We start from the raw sequence: 23,888 nt of genomic DNA on the forward strand, positions 1-23,888 counted from the left end.
CTGTGTTCACCCTCTAGAAAACCGCTGGTCATCCGGGCGAAGATCGCCCGCGTGACACAAGCTACGGTTGTGCTCGCTCTGGTCGTCGTGACTGCCCTGGCATTCGATTTCACCAACGGCTTCCACGACACGGCGAACGCGATGGCCACGTCCATCGCCACCAAGGCCCTCCGGCCCAAGACCGCAGTTGCCCTCTCCGGGGTGCTCAACCTCATCGGCGCCTTCCTCTCGGTGGAGGTCGCGCTCACGGTCACCAACGCGGTGGTCAAGATCCAAAATTCGGACGGTACGCCCCGGGAGTCGCTGACGTCCGACGGTGGCACAGCGCTCCTGCTGATCATCCTGGCCGGCCTGGTCGGCGGGATCATCTGGAACCTGCTCACCTGGCTGTTCGGCCTGCCCTCCAGTTCGTCGCACGCGCTGTTCGGCGGCCTGGTCGGCGCCACCATCGCGGGCCTGGGCTGGGCCGGCGTCAACTGGAACGGCAACGGCTCGAAGCTGGACGGGGTGGTCGGCAAGGTGCTGCTGCCCGCGGTCATCTCGCCGGTGATCGCCGGTGTCGTCGCGGCCCTGGGCACCTGGTTCATCTACAAGCTCAGCGTCGGGATCGCCCAGCGCTTCACCGACCAGGGCTTCCGGTGGGGCCAGATCGGCAGCGCCTCGCTGGTCTCGCTGGCGCACGGCACCAACGACGCGCAGAAGACCATGGGCGTCATCACGCTCGCCCTGTTCGCGACCGGGGACTGGACCGACACCCACAACATCCCGTTCTGGGTCAAGGTGTCGTGTGCCGTCGCCATCGCGCTCGGCACCTACCTGGGCGGCTGGCGGATCATCCGCACCCTGGGCAAGGGCCTCACCGACATCGCCCCGGCGCAGGGCATGGCCGCCCAGTCCGGCGCCGCCGCGGTGATCCTGGCGTCCAGCCACCTCGGCTTCGCGCTGTCCACCACGCACGTGGCCACCGGCTCGGTGCTCGGCTCCGGCGTCGGCCGGGCCGCCAAGGTGCGCTGGTGGGTGGCCGGCCGGATGATCGGCGCCTGGCTCGTCACGCTGCCGGCCGCCGGCCTGATCGGCGCGCTGATGTGGTGGATCGGGCACGCCGTCGGCGGCCTGGCCGGTGCGGTGGCCGTGTTCCTGCTGCTGATCGCGGCGTCCGGCGGCATGTGGCTGCGGTCCCGGCAGGCGCCGGTCGACCACGACAACGTCAACGACGACTGGGACGCCCCGGCCGAACCGGCCGGCACCGCGAACCGCGTACCCGCCACCGCGGTCAGCTAGGGGGACAGCATGCACAATCTGGGTTTCGCCCTCGACGGGGCGTGGCGGGTCCTGCTGGCCGGGCTGCTGCTCGGCGCCGGGCTGCCGATCCTGTTCACCCTCGGCATCCGCTCGCTGGCCTGGTCGGCGGCGAGCGGGCCGGCCCGGCAGGTGGGCCGGGCGACCGGTTACGCCCTGTTCGGGGTGGTCGTCGTCGGCGTCCTGCTGGGCATCGCGTTCATCGTTGCCAGCGGGTTCGGAATGCGTCTCAGTTTCGAGCACCTCTACCCGACGGTCGTACCCAAGTAAACTCCTCCGCCGCGGTGCCGAAAGGGCTAGTCGAACACGCCACCGTTCGGCTGCCCTTGGAGGATTTTCGTGGCGACCCTGTTGTACCGGCTGGGCCGGTTCTCGTTCCGCCGGCGCCGGCTGGTAGCACTGCTGTGGGTGGCGGTGCTGGCGGTGCTGGGAGTGGGCGCCGGCACGCTCTCCGGGCCGACCAGCGACGCCTTCACGATCCCGGGGACCGAGTCGACCCGGGCGCTCGACGTACTGCGCGACAAAATGGGCATGGGCGCCGACAACGCGCAGGCCACGGTCGTCTTCGCGGTCGACGGCGGCAGCACGCTGACCGGCCCGGCGCAGCACGCCGCCATCAGTGGCGCGGTCGCTGCGCTGGCCAGGGCGCCGCACGTGGCGAGCGTCACCGACCCGTTCCAGACAAAGGCAATTTCCCAAGACCTCCGGACCGGGTACGCGACCGTCACGTACACGATCGGGCAGCCCGAGGTGACCGAGGCGGACCGCGCCGCACTGACGGCCGCCGGCCGGACCGCCACCGGCGCCGGCATCCGGGTCGAGTTCGGCGGCACCGCGCTGTCCAGCGAGGGCGAGCCGGACACCACCACCGAGGCGCTCGGCGTGGCGATCTCCGCGGTGGTCCTGGTGATCACCTTCGGTGCCCTGATCGCGGCCGGCCTGCCGCTGCTCACCGCGCTGCTCGGGGTGGCCGCCGGGATGGCCGGCATCCAGATCGCCACCGGCTTCTTCGACCTGTCCTCGTCCACCTCGGCGCTGGCCACCATGCTGGGCCTCGCGGTCGGCATCGACTACGCGCTGTTCGTGGTCTCCCGGTTCCGGCACGAACTGGCCGAGGGGCACGAGGGCGAGGAGGCGGCCGGCCGGGCCACCGGCACCGCCGGGTCCGCGGTCATCTTCGCCGGCCTCACCGTGATCATCGCGCTGGCGGCGCTGGCCGTCACCGGCATCCCGTTCCTGGCCGCCATGGGCTTCGCCGCGGCCGGCACGGTCGCGGTGGCCGTGCTCATCACGCTCACCCTGACCCCGGCGCTGCTCGGCTTCGCCGGCCACCGGGTGATCGCCAAGAAGCACCACAACCGGCCGGCCACCGCGCCGACCGGCAAGAAGCTGCCGTTCGGCCAGCGCTGGGCGATCGCCGTGCTGCGGAACCGGGTGGCCGCCCTGGTGCTCGCCCTCGGCGTGCTCGGCGCGCTCGCGGTGCCGGCGCTCGACCTGCGCCTGGCCCTGCCGGACGACTCCACGGCGGCGCCGGACACCACCCAGCGCCAGGCGTACGACCGGCTGTCCGAGGGCTTCGGAGCCGGCTTCAACGGCCCGCTGATCATCGTGATCGAGGCCGCGGCCGGCTCGGCGCAGGCCGCGGGGGAGCAGGCCCGGGAGGCGCTCACCAAGCTCGAGGACGTCGTGTTCGTCACCCCGGCCGCCGCCAACCCGGCCGGCGACACCGCGATGCTGACCGTGATCCCGGGCAGCGCGCCGAACAGCGACGCCACCAAGGACCTGGTCGCGGCCATCCGCGACCTGCACCCGGCCACCGGTGCCCGGCTGTCGGTGACCGGCACGACGGCCCTGAACCTGGACGTCACCGACAAGATCACCACGTCGCTGATCCCGTACCTGGCCATTGTGGTTGGTCTTGCTCTGATCCTGTTGATGCTGGTGTTCCGCAGCATCGTGGTGCCGATCAAGGCGACGCTCGGCTTCCTGCTGAGCGTGGCGGCGACCTTCGGCGCGGTGGTCGCGGTGTTCCAGTGGGGCTGGCTGGCCGACGTCTTCGGGGTGTCAGCCACCGGGCCGATCATGAGCCTGATGCCGATCTTCCTGATCGGGATCCTGTTCGGCCTGGCCATGGACTACGAGGTCTTCCTGGTCACCCGGACCCGCGAGGAGTTCGTGCACGGCGCCACCCCGGACCAGGCCGTGGTCTCCGGCATGAAGCACGGCGCCCGGGTGGTGACCGCCGCGGCCCTCATCATGATCAGCGTGTTCGCCGGCTTCATCTTCGCCGACGACTCGATCATCAAGACGCTGGGCTTCGCGCTGGCGTTCGGCGTGGCGGTGGACGCCTTCCTGGTCCGGATGACGATCGTGCCGGCGGTGCTGTCGCTGGTCGGCCGGGCGGCGTGGTGGCTGCCGGGGTGGCTGGACCGGGCCCTGCCGAACGTGGACGTCGAGGGCAACGGCCTGGCGGCCGGCCTGGCCGCCACCGAGACGCCGGCCCCGCCGCCGGCCGACGAGGAAGAGGAACTCGCCCGGGCGGCGTAGCTCGGGAAGGGTGAAAGCAGTGGGGGCGGGGCCGAGCGGCTCCGCCCCCACTGCGCTGTCAGCTCTTAAGTGGGTCCGCGGGTGACCGATCAGGTGCAGGTCATCGACCGTACCGCCGAGAGGGAACCATGCCCACCCGCCCCGTGCCGATCGCGCACCTGTGCCTGGCGCTGTTGTACCTTGCCGTGCTCATCCTGTCGTTCGCGGCCATGGACGGCGGCCTGGTGCTGTACGAGGCCGTCGCCGGGCCGGCCCGCGTCGCGTTCGGGCTGATCGGGTTGACGGCCGCGGTCAAGGCCGCGCGCGAGGCGGACCTGCCCGCCCGCACCCGGCAAGCCTGGTGGGTGGTGTCCGCCGGCTTCGCGGTGCTGGCCGCCACGCCGCCGGTGCTGGTGCTGCTGGACGCCGGCGACCTGCCGGCCGGCGCCGACGTGGCGCACCTGGCCTTCGTCGGCCTGGTGCTGGTGGCGCTGTCCCGGTTCCCGCTGCGGGCCACCAACCGGCGCGGGCGCTGGATGACCGCGCTGGACGCGTGCACCGTGGTGGTCGGCGGCTCGATGGTGCTCTGGTACACGGCGTTCGGCCCGTACCTCCGCGACCACGACCTGTCCATCGCGGTGCCGGTGACTGCCAGCCTCTACCCGGTCGTCGACCTGGCGCTGCTGTTCACCGTGGCCCGGGTACTCATGCACGGCACCGACCGGTCGTCGCAGCGGGCCCTGCGCCCGCTCGCGGCGGGTGCGCTGGTGCTCTTCGTCGGCGACGCGATCCACATCGACGTGTCCCAGGCCGGTAGCCTCACCGCCCACTCGTCGTGGCAGTTCGTCTGCTGGATGACCGGTGACGCGCTGCTCGCCGCCGCCGCGCTGGAGCAGGTCCGGCAGTCGGTCCGGGCGCGCCCGGCCGGTCGCCGGGGACGCAACGTCTCGCGCTACCTGCCCTACCTCGCGGTGGTCGTGGCGCACGCTCTCATGCTCGATGCGGCCGTACGCGACGGCGAGTTCTTCCCGTGGGGCGGCCTGGCCGTCGGTGGTGCGCTGCTCAGCGCGCTGGTGCTGGCCCGGCAGACGCTGGTGCAGCGGGAGAGCGACGAACGGTCGGTCACCGACCACCTCACCGGCCTGGCCAACCGCAGCCGGGTGCGGTCGGTGTCCGAGCGGTCCCTGGCCCGCAACGCCCGCACCGGGCGGCACACCGCGGTCCTGGTGATCGACATGAACGGCTTCAAGGGCGTCAACGACACCCTCGGGCACGCGGCCGGCGACCAGCTGCTGGCCGAGTTCGCCGAACTGCTGCGCCGGTGCGTGCCGAGGCCCGGCCTGCCGGCCCGGCTCGGCGGCGACGAGTTCGCCGTGGTGCTGCCCGACCTGACCGCGCCGGAGCGGGCGTACGACGTGGCCGGCCGGATCGCCGCCGAGCTGGCGCCGGTGCTCGTCGAGGGCCGGCTGGTGCCGATGGCGGCCAGCATCGGGGTGGCCGTGTCGGGGCCGGGCGAACTGAGCCACGACGAGGTCGTGAACCGCGCAGACCAGGCCATGTACCGCGCCAAGAGGCACGCCCCGGACACCCGGTGGGCGGCCTGGCGGGAGTCGGACGAGCCCGAGCCCCTGCCGGCCGCCGCCTGACACTAGACCGTGAGGGTCCAGGTGTTGAGGTAACCGGTGTCGCCGGAGGCGTTGTCCTTGAGGCTGAGCCGCCAGGAGCCGTTCGCGGTCTCCGCGGAGAGGTTGGCGGTGTAGGTCGTGTTCACGTTGGCGGCGCTGTCCGTGGTGCTGGCCGCCTTGAGGACGTAGTAGGTGCCGTCCGGGGCGTACAGGTAGATCGACACGTCGCCGCGGAACGGGTGCACCACGTTGACGTAGACGGCGGCCGAACTGGACGCGGCCCGGGCGCAGCCGGAGATGGTGATCGTGCTGGTCACCGCGGCGCCGGCGTCCGGGATCGTGACGTCGGTGCCGTTCGTCCCGGTGCAGGCGCCGCCGGTCGGTCCGGTCGTCGGGCCAGTCGTCGGGCCAGTCGTCGGTCCGGTCGTCGGTCCGGTCGTCGGTCCGCTGCCGAGCACCACGTCGACCGTGACGGTGCTGTTGGTGCAGCCGTTCGCGTACGAGGTCAGCGAGGACTTCTCGGCCGAGTCCACGGTCAGCCCCCAGCGGGTCTTCACCGCCACGAACTCGGTGATGTACCGGCACCGGACGCTGGTCACCGACGGCATCCACTCGGCCGGGTCGGCGTCGCTCTTGGACTGGTTGACGTTGTCGGTGACCGCGGCCAGCGTGCGGGCGTCGCCCAGGTCGTTGGCGAACGCCTGGCGCTGCGCCGAGGTCCAGGTGCGCGCGCCGGAGTCCCACGCCTCGGCCAGCGGCACCATGTGGTCGATGTCGACGTCGGCCGGCAGCGTCCAGGTCGCGCCGTCGTAGTAGGAGAACCAGCGGCCGCCGGTCAGCGAGCAGCCGGACCCGACGGTCGGCTTGGTGGTGGCCTCGGCGATCAGCACCTCGTAGCGGGTGTTGCAGCCGTCGCCGTCGGCGTCGATCCAGTGGTTGAACAGGTCCCGGTTGTACCCGGTGCGGTTCTCGGCGGCGACCGTGAGGCCGGCGACCATGCTGCGCAACGGCAGCGAGACCGTGGCGGCCTGCGCCGGCCCGGCGGTCACCACTGAGACCAGCAGCCCGGCGATCAGGGTGGCGGCCGCGGTCAGCGCGACAGCCAGCAGGCGCCGACGGCGGCCCGATGTCGTGGTGCGGGTGGTGCCGGAGGTGCCCGGTGCCTGCGTGCGGAGGGTGCGGTTCATCGAGGCTCCCTTGCGGCTGGGGGGTGCGCTGATTCTCGGTCCGCCGAGGCACGGAACACCTCATGCCACTTGCGTCATACTTCTCGGCGTATAGCTGATATTGCCGGACCGAAAGCCACAGGCCCGGCGGATCGCTGCCGATGGGAAGACTCGTGCAATCCAGTCGGCGCCCCCTCGTGCAGAACGGCGTCTGGCTGCTCTGTCTGGCCGCGCTGACCAGCCTGCAGATCGTGCCGGCGCAGGCGCCGCGGCTGCACGCCGTGATGATGATGCTGGTGACCGTGGGTGGCACGGTCTTCCATGTGGTGCGGGCGGTCCGCTTGCGCGGCCACGCCCGGCGGGTCTGGTCACTCACCGCGGCGGGGCTGGCGTGTTGGGCGTACGCCGAAGTCGCCGTCGGGATCGACTCGTTGCGCACCGGTGTGACCGTCGAGCGTGACCTGCCCACCAACCTGCTCAACATGATGGCCCTGGTGTTCGCGGTGGCGGCCATGCTGGCGATCCCGACCGCGCCGGGCAGCGCGGCCGGCCGGCTGCGGATGCTGCTGGACGGGCTGATCGCGGCGTCCGCGCTGTTCGGCGTCGTCTGGGTGCTGGTGCTCAAGCCGATGATCAAGATCGTCGGCGAGACGACGGCGATCTGGGACATCACGTATCCGGTCGCCGCCATCGCCGTGCTCGCGGTCGGCGTGGTGCTGATGGCCGGAACCCGCCGCCGGGACGCCGGTGCGATGGTCGCGCTCACCGGCGGCGTGCTGGTGGTCACGGTGGCCCTGCTGATCGAGCTGACCTCCGAGATCACCCTGCGGCCGGACCTGATGACGTGGGCGCTGGACGGCTACATCCTGGCGGCCGGGCTGATCGCCGTCGCGCCGCGGTTCGCGCTGCCCCGTCGGGAGCACCGCGAGTGGCGCCCCGCCTCCACCGCGTTCGGCGTTCTCCCGTACCTGCCCATGGCTCTTTATCTGTTGGTCTGCCTGGTGCCCACCTTCGCCGGACAGGATCTGGACCGGCCCGCGGTCTGGGCCGGCACCGTGCTGGTGTGTGCCGTGCTGGCCCGGCAGTTCCTGACCATCCGGCGCAACATCGCGCTCAGCCGGGACCTGGCCGAGGAGCGGGCGCGGTTCGCCTACGAGGCGGCGCACGACCCGCTGACCGGGCTGCCGAACCGGGCGCAGCTCAACGAGGAACTCGACCGGGCGCCGGCCGGCGCGGTGCTGCTGATGATCGACCTGGACGGCTTCAAGGCGGTCAACGACACGCTCGGTCACGCGGCCGGCGACCAGTTGCTCGTGGTGATCGCCGACCGCCTGAACACCGTGGTGGCCCCGCACGGCGCCCTCTGCGCCCGGCTCGGCGGCGACGAGTTCGCGGTGCTGCTGCACTACGGCGGCCTGGAGGGGGCCCGCGACCTGGCCCGGACGCTGCTCGAGCAGTGCGCCGCGCCGGTGCCGCTGGACGGGCGGATCGCGACGGTGCGGGCCAGCATCGGCATCGCGGTGGCCGGCGCGGGACGGCCCGCGGCCCTGCTGCGCGAGGCGGATCTGGCGCTGTACGAGGCGAAGCACCGCGGCAAGGGCCAGTTCCGGGTCTTCGACCAGCACCTGTCCGCGGCCGCCGAGGAGCAGCGCCGGCTCGAGGCGGAACTGGGCGCGGCGCTGGCCGGCGGGCAGTTCGCGCTCGCCTACCAACCGGTGGTGGACCTGGCGACCGGCCGCACCACCGGCGTCGAGCAGCTGCTGCGCTGGCACCATCCGCGGCTCGGGGTGCTCGGTGCCGAGGCGTTCCTGCCGGCCGCCGCGGACGCCGGGCTGCTGCCCGAGATCGACCGGTGGGTGGTCGACGCCGGGGTGGCCGACCTGGCCCGGTGGCGCGCGGCCGACCCGGACTTCCAGATCAGCCTGCACCTGTCATCGCGGTATCTGTCCTGCGGCACGGTGGCGGACGACCTGCGCCAGGCGCTGGCCGTGCACCGGCAGCCGGCGACCAGCGTCTACGTGCGGATCGGCGACGGCAGCGACCTGGCCGAACTGGCGCCGGTGCTGGCCGAGGTGCGGGCCATCGGCGTGCGGGTGGTGCTGGACAGGTTCGGGGTCGGGCACTCGGCGGTGGCGCACCTGCGCGACCTCGAGGTGGACGGAATCAAACTGCACCCGGCCTTCCTGCGCGAGGTGGCGACCAGCCCGGAGTCGGCGGACCTGCTCGGCGCGGTGATCGCGCGGGCGGCGAGCCTCGGGCTGGCCTGCGTCGCGGGCGGGGTGACGTCGGCGGCGGACGCCGAGCACCTGCGCCGGATCGGGTGCCGGGCGGCGCACGGGTCGCTGTTCGGCGAGCCGGTGCCGGCGGGCAGGGTCCCGGTCCAGGACCAGATCACGTACGCGTAGATCCCTCGCCCGGGGCGTCGATTCCGCTTATGACCCGTTCGACCGATGGTGGCGCAATGTGTGTTCGTCCTCATTGGAGAGAAGGTTCTTGCTGATGGGCTGCGGGATCGGCTGATGGGCTGATGTGGCCCGCCAGCGCGCCGCCCGTAGCGTTGCACACGGTCATGCTTCCGCTACACAGGGGAGGATCCGTGCTGAAGAACGATTCATCACCCAGCTATGAGCAGCTGTTCGGCGAGTTGAACTTCAGGACGGACGACGACGCGAGATCCGTCTTTTCCCCGGCGGCCTACCTGGTCGAGCTCCTCGGGCTGCTCGAGGAGTCCTTCGACCGGCCGTCCCTGTTGGACCGCCGGCCGGATCTGCGCCGCGTCGTCCTCGACGCCGACAACACGTTCGTCGAGTCCCCCTATCTGGACATCGTCAACGAGGTCCTCGAACGGCTGGTCGGCGCCAACCCTTACCAGACGCTGCGCACCAGCATCCACCCGTTCGGGCTGCCGTTCTCGTTGCGCAACGAGCGGCTCCGGAGCTGTCTGGACCATCTGCGGGTGACGCCCGAGGAGCTGTACCGGCTGTTCGCGGCCGAGGTGGACCACGACCTGGTGGCGCGGGAATACCTGCGCCTGTCCGCCGAGGACGTCGCGGTGGTGACGACGGAGCTGCCGGACGAGTCCGCCGTGAAGACCGCCTACGGGCGCCCCGACGACGGCACCCTCTCCGATCTGCAGGACGTCGTACGCTTCAGCGCCGCCACCGGCCTCGCCGGCGCCCAGGTGCGGGAGCTGGTCGCGGTCAGCCCGGACGCGGTGACGATGGCCGCCGGCGGCACGCGGATCGAGCCGGCCGCCGGCGCGGGTGCGGTGGGGGTGGGCTGGTTCGAGCGGGCCCACCGGCTGATCCGGCTGGCGCGGATGACCGGGCTGACCCTGACCGACCTCGGCCTGGTCGTGACGAGTTGCTGCGCGGGCCGCATCGACGCGGCGGCGCTGCGCACCGTCGCGGTCGCGGTGCGGCTGCGGCGCGACCACGACCTCACCGCGGCGCAGGTCTGCGAGCTGGCGGGTGCCGTGGACCCGGCGGTGATCGAAGGGTGCTCGGGCGACATCATGGCGTCCCGCAACCGGCACTACCGGGCCCGGCTCGCCGCCGCTGCCGGCGTCGCCGAGGGCGACATCGCGGCCACCGTACGGCGGTACCGGGAACGGTACACCGGGGCGGAGCCGAGCCCGTTCGACCGGGGGGAGATCGGGCAGCCGGAGATCACGCTGCTGCGCCGGGTGGCCCGGCTCGCCGCGGCTCTCGGCATCGCGGTCGACGAGCTGTTCGACGTGCTGGTGGCCTTGGAGAGCGACCCGTCGCTGCACCGGTACAGCACGTTCGTGGTGCTGGGCGCGGCGCCGGCCGGGGCTCGCGACTACCACCGGGTGCTGTCCGGCGGCGATCCGGCGGCCGGGCTGTGGCTTACCCAGCTGCTCTTCGCCGTGGTGACCTGGATGCGGGCCACCGGCTTCGCCGCGACCGAGCTGGCCGAGATCCTCGGCGGCCGTCCGGGGCCGGCGGACGCCGATCAGGTCGCGGTGCTGGATGCGATCAAGCGCGCCTTCGACCCGGCGGCGTTCACCGCCGGGGTGTTCGTCTCGGACCGGTTCTCCGAACGCGCCGCGAAGGTGATCTACGACGTGCTGACGGCGTACGACACGACGGTGGTCTCCGCCCGGGACGACCGGCTGCTGCGCGTCGACCCGGCGGGGGTGCCGGCCGCGGCGTCCGACGCGGTGCGCGACCTGGGCGTGATCGCGGCGGAGGACTTCGCCGGGCTGGGCCTGGACCAGCGGCTCACCGCGAAGATCTGCGCCAACCTGGTCCACCTCGGCGTGCTGCGGGCGGACGGCACACTCGCCGTCGACGCCACCGCCGGCCTGCGCCTGGCGAGCGACTTCAGCGGGTGCGCCGAGATGCTGTTCAAGACGATCAGCTCGGTGGTGAACGGCACCGCGTCGCTGTTCCCGTCGGACCTGGTGGCGCTGGACAACCTGTCGCCGCAACAGCAGGCCGAGCTCTACGACAACCTGATCTTCAACGGCTACCTGAACGAGGAGGGCGACCTCCGGCAGCCGGACTTCTTCCTCGACGCCGGAAACCTCGCGGACTTCGCCGTCAACGTGGACCTCGCCGACGTCGCCGGGGCGGTGTGGCAGCTGCTCGACGGCCGGATGGCCAGGTTCCGCGCGGAGCCGCTCCCGATCGACCCGGAGATCTTCGCCGATCTGCGGCTGACCGGGGCGCAGCTCGCGGCACTGATGGAGAGCCTGCGGTTCAACGGTTACCTGGACGCGGCCGGCGCCTACCGGGACAAGGCGGCCCTGAACCGGCTGGCCGTCGCCGACTTCCGGCTCGCCCTGCCGTTCTACCCACACCGCAGAGCCGTCCTGGACGCGATGCGGGCACAGGTCGCCGCGTTCCGGGCCGAGCTGTACACCGTCACCGCGGACGACTTCGTCCGGCTCGCCGACGACGCGATGGGCGAGCGGGTGCTCGCGGCGCTGGACGGCACCTACCTCGCGAACGGGCGGGTGCGGGACGAGGCCCTGTTCGCCGATCCGGACGGCGCGCTCGATCTCGGCACCGCCTTCACCGAGGCGGAGCAGGCGACCGTCTTCCGGCAGATCGGCACGGTGCTGGCCGACCAGCGGCCGTACCGGATCGGCGCCGAGGCCCTCGCCGAGCTCGGCCTCACCGCCGACGAGCCGGACCAGCTCGTCGCCCAGCTGACCGGCATGGGCCTGTTGGACGAGGGCCGTGCGGTGGCGCCGGACCGGCTCGAGTATTTCCGGAACGCCGGCAACGCGCTGGACTTCGTGCTGCCGGGCCTGGAGGACTACAGCACCGACATCTTCTTCCTGCTGCACGCCGCGGCGACCGAGCAGCAGGCGGCGATCACCGAGATCGGCCGTTGCCTGGCCGACCTGGCGCAGGCGCAGCGCGCCGCCTTCTCCGGCGCGCTGGCCGACGCGTTCGGCGTGCCGGCCGGCACGGCCGCGGCGATCAGCGAGGCGGTGACCGGCGGCCCGGCGGAGGCGCTCGACGTCCTGCTGGCACCGGTGCTGGCCACCGCCGACGCCACCGCCGGCGAGGTGACGGCGGTCCCGGCCGACCCGCACTTCCGGCTCGCCTTCCGGCGGGTGCGCCGCTTCGCGCTGCTGGCCGGCAAGCTCGGCCTGGACCCGGCCGAGATCGCCGCCGTGTTCACCGACCAGGACCTGGTGGGCAAGTTCCCCGAGCACCTGGTGCTGCCGCCGGGCGTGACCCGGTTCGACACGCTGCTGGAGAGCTTCGACGGCACCATCTACGCGTTCGGCGCCGGCGGCTACTGGACCTACTCGGCGACCACGTACGTCCTCACCGACCCGGCGCCGAATCCGCTGCCGGAGCTGTCCGTCCAGTTCGGCGGCCTGGTGCGGATGGACGCCGCATTCCGCTACGACGCCGGCACCGAATGGCTCATCGGCCGGGACGCCCACGGCACCTCACATGCCTTCACCCGCGCCCGGGGCAGCACCCGCTGGGTGCCGCGCGAGCAGCTCTGGGGCCGGATCCGGAACAACTTCGACGACCCGGCGCGGATCGACGCCGCCCTCGTCGACGCCGACGGCCGGACCTACCTCTTCTGCGGCGACCAGTACGTGCGCTACACCGGCACCGCCTTGGACGTGGTGGACGAGGGCTACCCACGCGACACCGCGCAGTGGTGGGAGCGGGAGGAACTGGGCGCGCCGTTGCCGGCCGGCTTCCGCGCCTCGATCGACGCCTGTTTCCAGGGGCTGGACAACCGGATCCACCTGTTCGCCGGCGACCAGTGGCTGGCCGGCGGTGCCGGCCGCACCGCGCAGCCGATCGCCGAGGTCTGGGGGAAGGTCCGCAACAACTTCGACCACGCGAGCCGGATCGACGCGGCCGCGGCCGACGGGCCCGTGGTCCGGTTGTTCGCGGGCGACCAGCAGGTCACGTACTCGGACTGCGTCGAGAACGACGGCGTCCGGGTGGACGAGGGCTACCCGCGCCGGATCACCGACGTTCCGCCGGCGTTCGAAGGCCGGGTCGACGCGGCGTTCGTCGACGCCGACGGGGTGACGCACCTGTTCCAGGACGACCGGACGGTCGCGCTGAGCGGCCCGGGCAGCGTGGTGGTCCCGACCGCGCAGCGGTGGGGCGTGCTGCGCCCGGCGCTGCCCGGCGGCAAGGTGGACGCCGCCTTCGTGGGGCTCGACGGCAGGACCTACCTGTTCAGCGGCGAGACCTATCTGCGCTACTCCACGGCCGACTACTCCGCGGTCGACTCCGGCTATCCGCGCCTGATCCGCCGGGACTGGGGCGGGCTGGACCGGGTGGACGCGTCGGTGGTGCTGGACGGCCGGGCCTACCTGTTCGGGGTGGGCGGCCCGCTGTTCGACCTGCCGCCGGGGCTCGACCCCGGCACCGTGACCCCGGCGCTGCGCAATCGGCTCGCCGAACACGGCCTCACCCCGGCCAAGGCGGAGGGCGCGGCGCCCGAATGGCGGATACACACCGAGCAGGGCGTCACCCTGACGGTCCGGCAGGAAGGCAGGCGCACCAAGGTCTTCGGCGACGGTTCCCGGTTCTACGTCCGCTACTCCACCCCCGACTACAGCACCCCCGACGCCGGCTATCCGAAGCCGCAGACCGACAACTGGTGGAACCTGCCGGACGGTATCGAGTTCGGGCCGGTCGACGCGGTCTTCACCGGCCGCGACGACCGCACCTACCTGTTCTCCGAGGGCCGGATCGTCGTCTTCGACGCCCGGCACCGCTGGTGGTCCGAGCCGCAGAGCCTGCGCGGGCATTGGGACAGCTTCCCGTTCGAGACGGTGGACGCCGCGTTCGTCGGGCCGGACGGCCGCACCTACCTCTTCCACGACGACCAGTACGTGCGCTACTCGGGCAGCGACTACACCGAGGTCGACGACGGCTATCCGCGGACGGTCGGCACGTTCTGGGGCCACGTCGTCAACCACATCGCCCGCACCGGCCGGGTGGACGCCGCGCTGGTCACCGACGTGACGGAGACCGTCGACGGGGTCGAGGTGCCGCGCACCTACACCTATCTCTTCTCCGGCGATCAATACGTCCGGTACGGCGCCGGCGACTACGCGGTCGTGCAGGACGGATACCCGCGCGCCGTCCGGCAGCTCAACGGCGAGCCGGGGCTCGCCGCGCTCGAGGTGACGCTGGACGGGGTGGACGCCGCGTACGCCGACCGGCGCAACACCTACCTGTTCCGCGGCGACACGTGCCACGTGGTGTCGGCAACCGCCTACCGCCGCTACGACGACATCCCCTGTCTGCCGGGAATGAGCTGCGCCTTCATCGAGAACGGCTCGGTGCTGGTGCAGAAGCCGGAGGGCTGGATGCGCCGCTCCGCCCTCGAAGGGCGGGCGGTCAGCGCGACACCGTTCCGGCCGCGGACGCTGCGCGCCGTGCCGGCGAAGTTCCGCACCGGCCTGGACGCGGTCCTGACCGGTGCGGACGGCAACACCTACCTGTTCCAGGGGCCGTCCTGCTTCAACGTCCGGCTCAACCGGGAATACCCGCTCGCCGAGGAGTGGGGCCGGCCCCGCAACATGATCTTCCAGAACAACGTGGTGGACGCGGCGTTCGTGGGGCGGGACGGGAAGACCTACCTGTTCAGCGACGACCAGTTCGTGGTCTATCCGGACGTGGCCGGCACCACGATCGAGGGCGACCCGCGGCCGATCGGCGACCACTGGGCCGGCCTGACCAGCGTGGGCCTGGCCTACGTGCGGGGCGGCGTGACCTATCTGTTCGAGAAGCCCGACGGCGCGGGGCGGATGCGGTGCGTGGCCTACTCCGGCACCGGCTACGGGCAGCCCGACGAGGGATACCCGACGACCGTCGACGCGGGCTTCTGGCCGGCGCCCGGTCACTTCGGCATTCCCGACGCGGTCCTCTTCGAGGGCGAGACCATGCTGCTGCTGCGCGGCCGGCACTGCCTGTCCTACAACGAGAAGACCGACGCGTGGTCCTATCCGCGGCCCATCGACCGGGTGTGGCCCGGCTTCGGCCGGCTGGCCGGCCGCGACGAGGACCGGCTGCACACCGCCTTCACGGCGGCCGACGGCGCGACCTACTTCTTCGCCGGCGAGCGGTACGCCCGGTACGCCGACGGCGTCTTCGGCGCACCGGCCGAGGTTCGCGAGCGGTGGGGCCTGTCCCGCAACCCGTTCATCCCGGCCGGCAGCGGCGCGACGGTGGACGCCGCGTTCGTGTGGCGCGGCGAGCAGACGTTCCTGTTCTCGGGAAACCACTACGTCCGCTACACGGGACCGGACTATCAGTACATCGACACCGGCTATCCGAAGCGGATCGCCGGTCACCTGCGCACCGAGGAGCCGTTCGCCAACCTGCCGGAGTCCTTCGAGGACGCCCTGGGCGGGCCCGGCGAGCCGAGCGGGATCGATGCGGTGGTGGCCAACGACCGCACGGTGTTCCTCTTCCTCGGCGGCACCTGCCACGCCGTCTCCCGGACCACGACCGGCACCGTCCGCGTCGGCGCGCTGGGCAAGGTGCGCAACACCATCGCCGAGCGGCAGCGGGTGGATGCGGCGCTCGTCGCCGACGGGTGCACCTACCTGTTCTCCGGCGACCAGTACGTGCGCTACTCGGGCCACGACCACACGACGGTGGACGACGGCTATCCGAAGTCGATCGGCGACAGCCTTCCGCACGAGCTGAGCCTGACACCCCTGCCGGACGAGTTCGCCGACGGGCTGGACGCCGCGTTCCACCTGCCGGACAAGCGGACCTACCTGTTCAAGGGCCGCGACTTCCTGGACCGCGGCACCCTGCGGCCGGTCAAGGGCGCGTGGGGCACCGTCGGCAACGCGTTCACCACCGGCCGGCCGGGCATCGACGCCGCCTTCCGGTCGCCGGCCGGCGACCTGTACGCGTTCCGGGCCGGCCAGTACGTCCGGTATCCGGCCGGCGCGCTCGCCGGTGATCCGGATCGGCCGGCCCTGGCCGAGGAGGGCTTCCCCCGCACCGTCACCGACGACTGGGGTGACCTGCCGGACGACTTCGAGGAGGGCCCGGACGGCGCCTTCACCTTCGAAGGCCGTACCTACCTGGTCAAGGGCGACCGCTACGTGCGCTACGCCGGCGACCGGTACGACCGGGTCGAACGCACCTTCCCGCAGGAGTTCGCGCGCCGCTGGTCGTCCACGGCCGACTACCGGCTGAGCGACGTGCACACCATCGTCCGGTTCGTCGAGCTGGCCCGGGCACATCCCGGCCTCGCCGCGTTCCTGGACACCGGCGCCGAGGACCCGTACGCGTACCTGTCCGGACTGTTCGGCCGGGACGCCGAGGAGGTGCGCTGGGCCCGCCGCAACAGCGCTCTGATCAACCCGGTCACCGCCGAGGAGTCGCGGTTCGAGATCGAGTTCCTGCTGGCGCTGGTCGACGCGTTCGCGCTCACCGACCGGCTGGGTGTGCCGCTGAGCGAGGTACACACCGACGTCTGGTCGAACCTGTACGGCACCACCGTGGACGTGGACGCCGCGGCGGACGCCCTGCACCGGATGCTGGAGCGCCGCACCGGCGCCGCCGACTGGATCACCCTGTCCGCGCAGATCCACAACGAGCTCAACGTGCGCAAGCGTGATGCCCTGGTCCCGTCCGTGATCCACCTGCATACCGAGTTCAGCACCTCGCGGGACCTGTTCGAGCGGTTGCTCATCGACGTCGACATGGGCAGCGCCGGCACCACCTCACGGGTGCGGGAGGCGATCGCGGCGACCCAGCTGTACCTGCACCGCTATCTGCTCGACCTGGAGCCGGTCACGCTGCCCGCCGGCGCCGACCCGGACGAGGTGCGGCAACGGCTGAAGCGCTGGTGGAGCTGGATGCGCAACTACCGGGTCTGGGAGGCCAACCGGAAGGTCTTCCTCTACCCGGAGAACTATGTGCGCCCCGAGCTGCGTGGCCACAAGACACCGGCCTTCCGCGCCCTCGAGAACGACCTGTTGCAGGGCGAGATCACCGACGACGCGGTCCGCAAGGCGTACAAGCGCTACCTGGACGAATACACCGAGGTCTCCCGGCTGGCCATCGCCGGCGGCTACGTGTACGTCCCGGACGACGTGCCGGCGGGCACCCGCCGCCTGGTGGTCTTCGGCCGCACCCGCACCGAGCCGCGGCGCTATTACTACCGCAGCGCCGAATTCCGCGACGGGGAGAAGACCTCCGCCTCCTGGGACCCGTGGCTCAAGGTCGACGTGCAGATCGACGCGGAGCGGGTCGACCCGGTCCACGCGTTCGGCCGGGTGTTCGTCTTCTGGCCGGTGGTCGAGACGGTGCTGCCCGACGACCCGGCGAAGACCACCATCGTCGCCACCCGCGACGGCGACGCGCAGAAGGTGACCGCGCCACCCCCCAAGTACCGGGCGCGGATCCTCTACTCGTTCGGCAACCTCAACCAGGAGTGGGTGCCGGCCCAGGTGCTCGCGGTCGACACCGCGCAGGACGGCCCGATCTCCGAGGTCACCCTGAACGTCCAGGCGTCCCGGACCGTGCCGGGCGGGCCGCCCGGCGACCACGACGCCATCGTGGTCACCTGCGCCTACACCGTGGCGGGCCGGACGGTCGGCTCGTGCTTCACGCTGACCCCCGAGCTGTACGGGCTGCGATCCGGCGATCCGGTGTTCCCGCCGAAGACCGCCGACCTGAGCCGGATCTTCGCCGGGCCGGACGCCGGCTCGATCGACCCGGCGCGCGTGGTGCGGTTCAACGCGCCGGCCGACTCGGACGACGGGCCGTGGGCCAGCATCGATCACAAGGGCGGCAGCTTCCTGTGCCGGCCGATCATCGCGCCCGCCGAGGCGAAGACCCTGCAGGGGCTGCGGGGCAACGACCTGCGGCTGCCCACCACCTGGGAACGGATCAACGCGGCTTTCCAGCTCGCCGACACCACCCTGGTGTCCTTCGACAACACGAACGGGCGGTTCGTCCTGGCGCCGCCGGACAAGGTGAGCACCGGCCGGGCCACCCAGGCGATCGGCGAGCGGTGGGGCGTCATCGACACCAACCTGGTCCGGACCAAAGTGGTGGACGCCGTGCTGGCCCGGCGCGATCACATCTTCGTGTTCTCCGGCGACGAGTACTACCGGTATCCGGCGGACGACCTGGGGCGGCTCGACGCCGGTTACCCCAAGCCGATCGGCTCCAACGAGGAGAACCTGCCGCCCTGGTCGCGGATCGACATCGCCTGCACCGACGAGGACGGCACCGAATACTTCTACTCGCGGCTGGCGAACCTCGTGTCCACGTCTGCCGACCTGACGGTGGGCCAGGAGCTGAGCGAGGTGTGGCACATCGCACCGGAGCTCAGGCCGGACACCGCAGCCTACGCCCGCGGCCGGGCCTTCCTGATCTTCGGCGACCAGTATCTGCCGGTGGCACCGGCCGGCGACGTCGCGCTGCTGCCGCTGGCCGGGAACCAGGTCGGCCTGCCCGAGACGGCGCCGCCCGGCCCGTCCGTGCCGTACCTGCGTGGCCTGGTGCAGTTCCTCAGCGCCGACAACCTGTGGGTCGTGCGGGCCCCGCGTCAGCCCCGCCACGAGCGGCCGAACTTCAGGCTGGGAATCATCCCGACCACCATCAACCGCGAGAACCGGGTGGACGCGGCCTACCGCGACGGCGAACACCTCTACCTCACCGCGGGCGACGAGTTCGTCCGGTACACGGTGACCCCGGACTCGATCCCCGACTTCATCGACGACGGTTACCCGAAGAAGATGGCCCAGCCGATCACCGGGTTCTTCCGCCGCAACGGGCAGCGTTACGTGCTCAGCGGGTCCCGGTACGCGCTGCTCCCCGACGGCGCCGAGCTGGACGTGCCGCTGTCGTTCGCGCCGATCCTGGGGAGCTGGCGAGGGCTGCCACCCGAGATCCCGGGCCTGCTCACCGGCACCATGGACACCGACGACGTGCTGTGCTTCTTCTTCTCGGGCGGCCAGTACGCCGGGTATCCGGTCTCGTCGGCCTCGCCCTACGAGATCGCGGCGCTGCCGCACGAGATCATCCGGCTGACCTCCAGCACCGCGTACGAGCTGAACCGCCGGCTGCTGGTCGGCGGGGTGGACGCGCTGCTCACCCCGCAGACCCAGCAGATCGACGAGTTGCCCGGGTTCAGCGCGACCCGGTCCGACGCCACCACCATCCAGGTGTCGCCGACGCTGACCACCGGCGTGCCGGCCAGCTCGCACCTGGACTTCACCAGCTCCAACGGCGGCTACTACTGGGAGATCTTCTGCCACGCGCCGCTGCTGATCGCCCAGGCGCTCAACGACGCCCAGCGGTTCGCCGACGCGCGGCGCTGGTACGAGTACGTCTTCGACCCGACCGAGCGCACCGACTACTGGCGTTTCCTGCCGTTCCTCGCCGTCGACGTGGACGCCCTGGTGGCCGGCTGCCGGGGCGACCTGGACGACCTGGGCGACGACGCGGTGCGCGAGCTGATGGAACCGGTACTTCGGATGGTGGCGGCGATGGCCCCGGCCTTCCACCAGGCCCGGGAGCTGACCGCCGCGGAGCAGTCCGACCTGGCCGGCCTGGCCGCAGCCGGGCTGGACGGGGTGACCGCGGCGCTGGCCGGGCTGGCACCGACCGAGGTGGTGCGCAGCCTGCGGGAGCGGGTCGCGCTGATCGCCCGGCTCGGCCGGCAGTACGACGTGATGGGCGACCGGGGAAGTCTGGTCAAGGCCTACCTGGACGACCCGTTCGACCCGCACGCGATCGCCGAGCTGCGCCCGGCGGCCTACCGGCGCGCGGTGGTGATGGCCTACATCGACAACGTGCTCGACTGGGCCGACATGCTGTTCCGGCAGTACACCGCGGAAAGCCTCGACGAGGCGCGGATGCTCTACATCCTCGCCTACGACCTGCTCGGCCCGCGGCCATATGACCTGGGCGCGCGGGTTCTGCCGCCGGCGGCCAGCCCCGAGACGCTCGACGCCGTGCCGGCGGGGGAGACGGCCGCGGTCGACCACCTGACCGGCGACGGCACGTTGCTCGAGGGCGCCGGATCGGTGCACGCCGGTGTCGCCGGACCGTACTTCTACGTCCCGGACAACAGCACGTTCTTCGAGTACTGGACCCGGGTCGAGGACCGGCTGCGGAAGATCCGGCAATCGCTGGACATCATGGGCGTCAGCCGGCCGGTACCCCTCTTCGAACCGCCGGCGGACGTGCTGGCGCTGGTTCGCGGCGCGGCCACCGGCGCGGCGCCGGACGAGGTGGCGGCCGGCGCCGCCGTGCCGCTGCCGCATTACCGGTTCGGCGTCCTGTTCCGCAAGGCGCAGGACCTGGTCGACCGGCTCCGCCAGTTCGGTGGCGACCTGCTCGCCACGACGGAGAAACGGGACGCCGAGGAGCTGTCCCTGCTGCAACAGCGCCACGAGACGGCGATCCTGGCCCTGACCCGCGGCATCAAGGAGGCCGAGGTGACGATCGCCGCGCAGCACCTGCTGGAGATGCGGGCCGCACGGGACGGCGCCGCCGTGCGGGTCCAGCACTACGAGCAGCTCCTCGCCGCCGGACTGTCCCCGGTGCAGCAGGCACAGATCGAGATGATGGCGCACGGCGCCAACGCGCATTTCGCCGCCAGCGGGCTGAAGATCGGTGCGGCGATCGCCAAGGGCATGCCGGAGGCGCTGCTCGGGCCGTTCATCATCGGCATCAAGGCAGGCGGTGAGGAGTTCGGCGGCGCGCTGGAGGCGGGGGCGGACGTCGCGTCGACGCTGGGCGAGGGCCTCAGCCTGCTCGGCGAGATCCTCGGCGTCCGGGCCGACCAAGCCCGCTCGGTGGAGGACTGGACCGTGCAGCTGGCCACCGCGCGCACCGACGTGGTCCAGACCGGCTACCAGGTGGCGGCGGCCGAGCAGCAGGTGGCGATCGCGCAGCGCGAGCTCGACATCCTCAACCTGCAGGCGGCGAACAACGAGGCGGTCGCCACTTTCCTGACCGGTAAGTTCGCCGGTGCCCAGCTCTACCAGTGGATGGCCGGCCGGCTCTCCACCATGTACTTCCAGACCTACCACCTCGCGTACGAGACGGCCCGTGCGGCCGAGCGCGCCTACCAGTTCGAGCAGGGTGCCGACAGCACCGGCGGCTTCATCAGACCCACCTCCTGGGAGAGCCGGCGCCAAGGGCTGCTCGCCGGTGAGAGCCTGGCGCTGGACCTGGAGCGGCTCGGCAAGGCGTACGCCGACGGGAACCGCAGGGGCCTGGAGATCACCAAGCGGGTCTCGCTGCTCGTCCTGGACCCGCTGGCCCTGCTGGACCTGAAGAACACCGGGCGGTGCGAGTTCGCCCTGACCGAGGCGCTGTTCGACCGGGACTTCCCCGGCCACTACCGCCGTCAGATCCGGACGGTGAGCGTCTCGTTCGACACCGGCGAGGGGCCGGTGGGGGTGAACGCCACCCTGACCCAGCTGGACAACAAGACGGTGGTCTCGGCCGATCCGAGGGCGGTCAAGTTCCTGCTGGAGCCGAAGGGGTCGCCGCCCGCGACGGTGCGCGGCGACTGGCGGGCCAGCCAGCAGATCGCGCTGTCCGACATCGACGAGGGCCGGGACAACAACGGCCTGTTCGAGCTGCGCTTCGACGACGACCGGTATCTGCCGTTCGAGGGCACCGGCGCGGTCTCCCGGTGGCGGCTGGACACCGGCGGCCACCTGCCGACGGTGGAGCTGCTGGACGTGGCGGTCACCGTCAAATACACCGCCGAGGCCGGCGGGGAGGCCTTCGCCACCGCGGTCCGGGGCATGCTCAAGCCGCACCCGGCGGCCCGCTTCTTCGACGTGGCCACCGAATTCCCGGACGCCTGGCAGGAGTTCCAGAGCAACGGCACCGGCGAGCTGGTGCTGCCGATCACGCCCGACCTGTTCCCGGGCATCAGCGGCCGGCAGATCACCGGCATCTACGCCAGATACCAACTGGCTCAGGGCGGCGCCGCCCGGTTCCTGCTCGACGGTGACCGGCAGACCGCGTTGCCCGACGGCAAGCTGCTGCGGACATCCGGTCTGGCCCTCGGCGCGAACGGCTTGACCCTGCAGCTGGACGGCGACAAGACCGCGCTCTCCGGCGTCGGCCTGGTGCTGACCTACCGAGCCGGCGTCTGAGCAACGGAGGAAACGGCATGTCACTCATCGGCCCCAAGAAGTCGTCCCGGGCGAAGCAGCGCAAGTTGGGCAAGACCCCGCCCGAGAAGACCCCGCCCGAGAAGGCCCCGCCCGAGAGGACCCCGCCCGGCAAGAGGTTCGCCATCGACGAGGGCGCGACCAAGATTCCGGCCGTTCCTCCGAAGCCCGTCGCCGCCGCGAAGCGTCCCTGGTTCCCGGCCCGGCCGGTCGCCGGCGACCCGGCGGCGCGCCCGTTGAACCTGACGAGAGGTGCGCAGAACGCGCCGATCACGCAGCCCGTCGACGTGACGAGCGCGGTCGTCACCGGCACGCAGCAGGACATCCGGGACATCGGTGCCATCCGGTCGTCGCACGCCCCGGGAGTCGCGAACGCGCTGACCAACGAGCTCACGGCTCTGCAGAACAACCGGCGCACCATGACCGACGCCGAATGGGAGGCGGCGGTTCAGGCGTTCTCGACCAAGGTCAACGAGATCAAGGGATTGTTCCCGGAGGTCCGCACGTTCATCAACGACCGTCCACTGCAGCGCGCCAAGCTTCTCGCAATGCTGATGAACGTCACGGACCCGTTCGGGGCCGCTCGCGTGCGCCAGAAGCTCCAGGAGCTCCGCGTCCGGGCGGCTGAGGAGTCTGGTGACATCGTGACCGAGATCGAAGGCGCTACCAAGGCCGAACTCGACAACCTCGAATTCGACGAGAAGGTCAGGATGCTCAACACCCTTCGTGCCGGGAGCCTCTACCGGCCGGAGACGCGGCGCAAGGCGGCCATCGCCAAGCTGTACATTTCCCTCCCGCTCGACACGACCTTCGCCACTCGGGACCGGGAGCTGCGGGACCGGGTCCTGGCGAGGCTGCGGACCGAACTGCACACCGAGAACCGGAACTGGACGAAGATGACGCCGGCTCAGCGCATCGCCGCCCTGAAGCGGGTCATCGAGATCCAGTGCGACGAGATGGGCCTGCCTGCGGGCGAGCGGCCGGCCCTGCGGATCATCCCTAACCTGACCTCGAAGATGCCCGACGGCACGGTGGCGAAACTCAGTGGCAGATACGTGCACGGCACCCGCACCATCGAGGTCAGTGACGATTCGATCAACAAGTTCGACAAGTCTCTGGAAACCGTGATTCACGAGAACACCCACAACTACCAGCATTGGCTGGTCAAGCAGCTCGAAGACGGAACGATCGGGCCGAACGACCCGAGCTACGTGCAGGCCCGCCTGTTCCTGGTGAACCTGGGCGCCTACCACCAGGGCTACACCAAGCTGCTCCCCCCAGCCGACGACGTCGCCGCCTACGTCGGGCAGCCGGTCGAACGGCACGCCTGGAAGGCTGGTGTTGAGGCTCGGCGTCTGTTCCGCCGGGACGCCCGCCTGCAGGCCACCGAACTGGCGAATCAGATGCGAGCCTTCTCGGCGGGGGACCAGGCCACCGCCGCTCAGCAGACTCAGCTGGCCGCGTTCTGCCAGATCATCGACCGCCTGCTCCAAGAGCCCAATGTCACGTCGACCCAGCTCTTCATGGCGGTGGACGTGATCGGTCCGCAGTACCGTGCGATGAGTGCACCGCGGCACGTTGCCGACCAGGACGATGTCGAACTGACCCGACTTCAGCTCACTTGAGGAT

At 71.5% G+C, this 23,888-nt stretch carries 8 protein-coding genes; 7 read left to right on the plus strand and 1 reads right to left on the minus strand.

Annotation, left to right across the window (positions count from 1 at the left end):
* Positions 1-51: 51 nt before the first annotated feature.
* The 4 genes from Ari01nite_RS10285 to Ari01nite_RS10300 all read left to right on the plus strand — a co-directional run bounded on the left by Ari01nite_RS10285 (position 52) and on the right by Ari01nite_RS10300 (position 5,471).
* Positions 52-1,281 carry an inorganic phosphate transporter gene (locus tag Ari01nite_RS10285; protein WP_203780928.1) on the plus strand — a complete coding sequence of 410 codons (1,230 nt, stop codon included), beginning with the start codon at positions 52-54 and terminating at the stop codon, positions 1,279-1,281.
* Positions 1,282-1,290: 9 nt separating this feature from the next.
* Positions 1,291-1,569 carry a hypothetical protein gene (locus Ari01nite_RS10290; protein ID WP_203780929.1) on the plus strand — a complete coding sequence of 93 codons (279 nt, stop codon included), beginning with the start codon at positions 1,291-1,293 and terminating at the stop codon, positions 1,567-1,569.
* A 69-nt stretch (positions 1,570-1,638) separates the two neighbouring features.
* Positions 1,639-3,846 carry an MMPL family transporter gene (locus Ari01nite_RS10295; RefSeq protein ID WP_203780930.1) on the plus strand — a complete coding sequence of 736 codons (2,208 nt, stop codon included), beginning with the start codon at positions 1,639-1,641 and terminating at the stop codon, positions 3,844-3,846.
* Between the two features lie 128 nt (positions 3,847-3,974).
* Complete coding sequence (locus Ari01nite_RS10300; RefSeq protein WP_203780931.1) at positions 3,975-5,471, plus strand: GGDEF domain-containing protein; 1,497 nt, start codon at positions 3,975-3,977, stop codon at positions 5,469-5,471.
* A 2-nt stretch (positions 5,472-5,473) separates the two neighbouring features.
* Here the strand turns inward: Ari01nite_RS10300 and Ari01nite_RS49740 are convergent, their stop codons facing one another.
* The gene (locus tag Ari01nite_RS49740; RefSeq protein ID WP_239162634.1) at positions 5,474-6,637 is read right to left on the minus strand and encodes a proprotein convertase P-domain-containing protein; all 1,164 of its coding nucleotides are present in this window, start codon (positions 6,635-6,637) and stop codon (positions 5,474-5,476) included.
* A gap of 152 nt (positions 6,638-6,789) precedes the next feature.
* Between Ari01nite_RS49740 and Ari01nite_RS10310 the strand changes: the two genes are divergently transcribed.
* The 3 genes from Ari01nite_RS10310 (at position 6,790) to Ari01nite_RS10320 (ending at position 23,884) form a co-directional block, all read left to right on the plus strand.
* Positions 6,790-9,021, plus strand: a complete 2,232-nt coding sequence (locus tag Ari01nite_RS10310) for a putative bifunctional diguanylate cyclase/phosphodiesterase (RefSeq protein ID WP_203780932.1) — start codon at positions 6,790-6,792, stop codon at positions 9,019-9,021.
* A 191-nt stretch (positions 9,022-9,212) separates the two neighbouring features.
* Positions 9,213-22,241 (plus strand): hemopexin repeat-containing protein, encoded by a 13,029-nt coding sequence (locus Ari01nite_RS10315; protein ID WP_203780933.1) that lies wholly within the window; start codon positions 9,213-9,215, stop codon positions 22,239-22,241.
* 65 nt (positions 22,242-22,306) lie between these two features.
* Positions 22,307-23,884, plus strand: a complete 1,578-nt coding sequence (locus tag Ari01nite_RS10320) for a hypothetical protein (RefSeq protein WP_203780934.1) — start codon at positions 22,307-22,309, stop codon at positions 23,882-23,884.
* The last annotated feature ends 4 nt before the right edge of the window (positions 23,885-23,888 follow it).

It is taken from the genome of Paractinoplanes rishiriensis (assembly GCF_016862375.1).
Taxonomy (GTDB): domain Bacteria; phylum Actinomycetota; class Actinomycetes; order Mycobacteriales; family Micromonosporaceae; genus Actinoplanes; species Actinoplanes rishiriensis.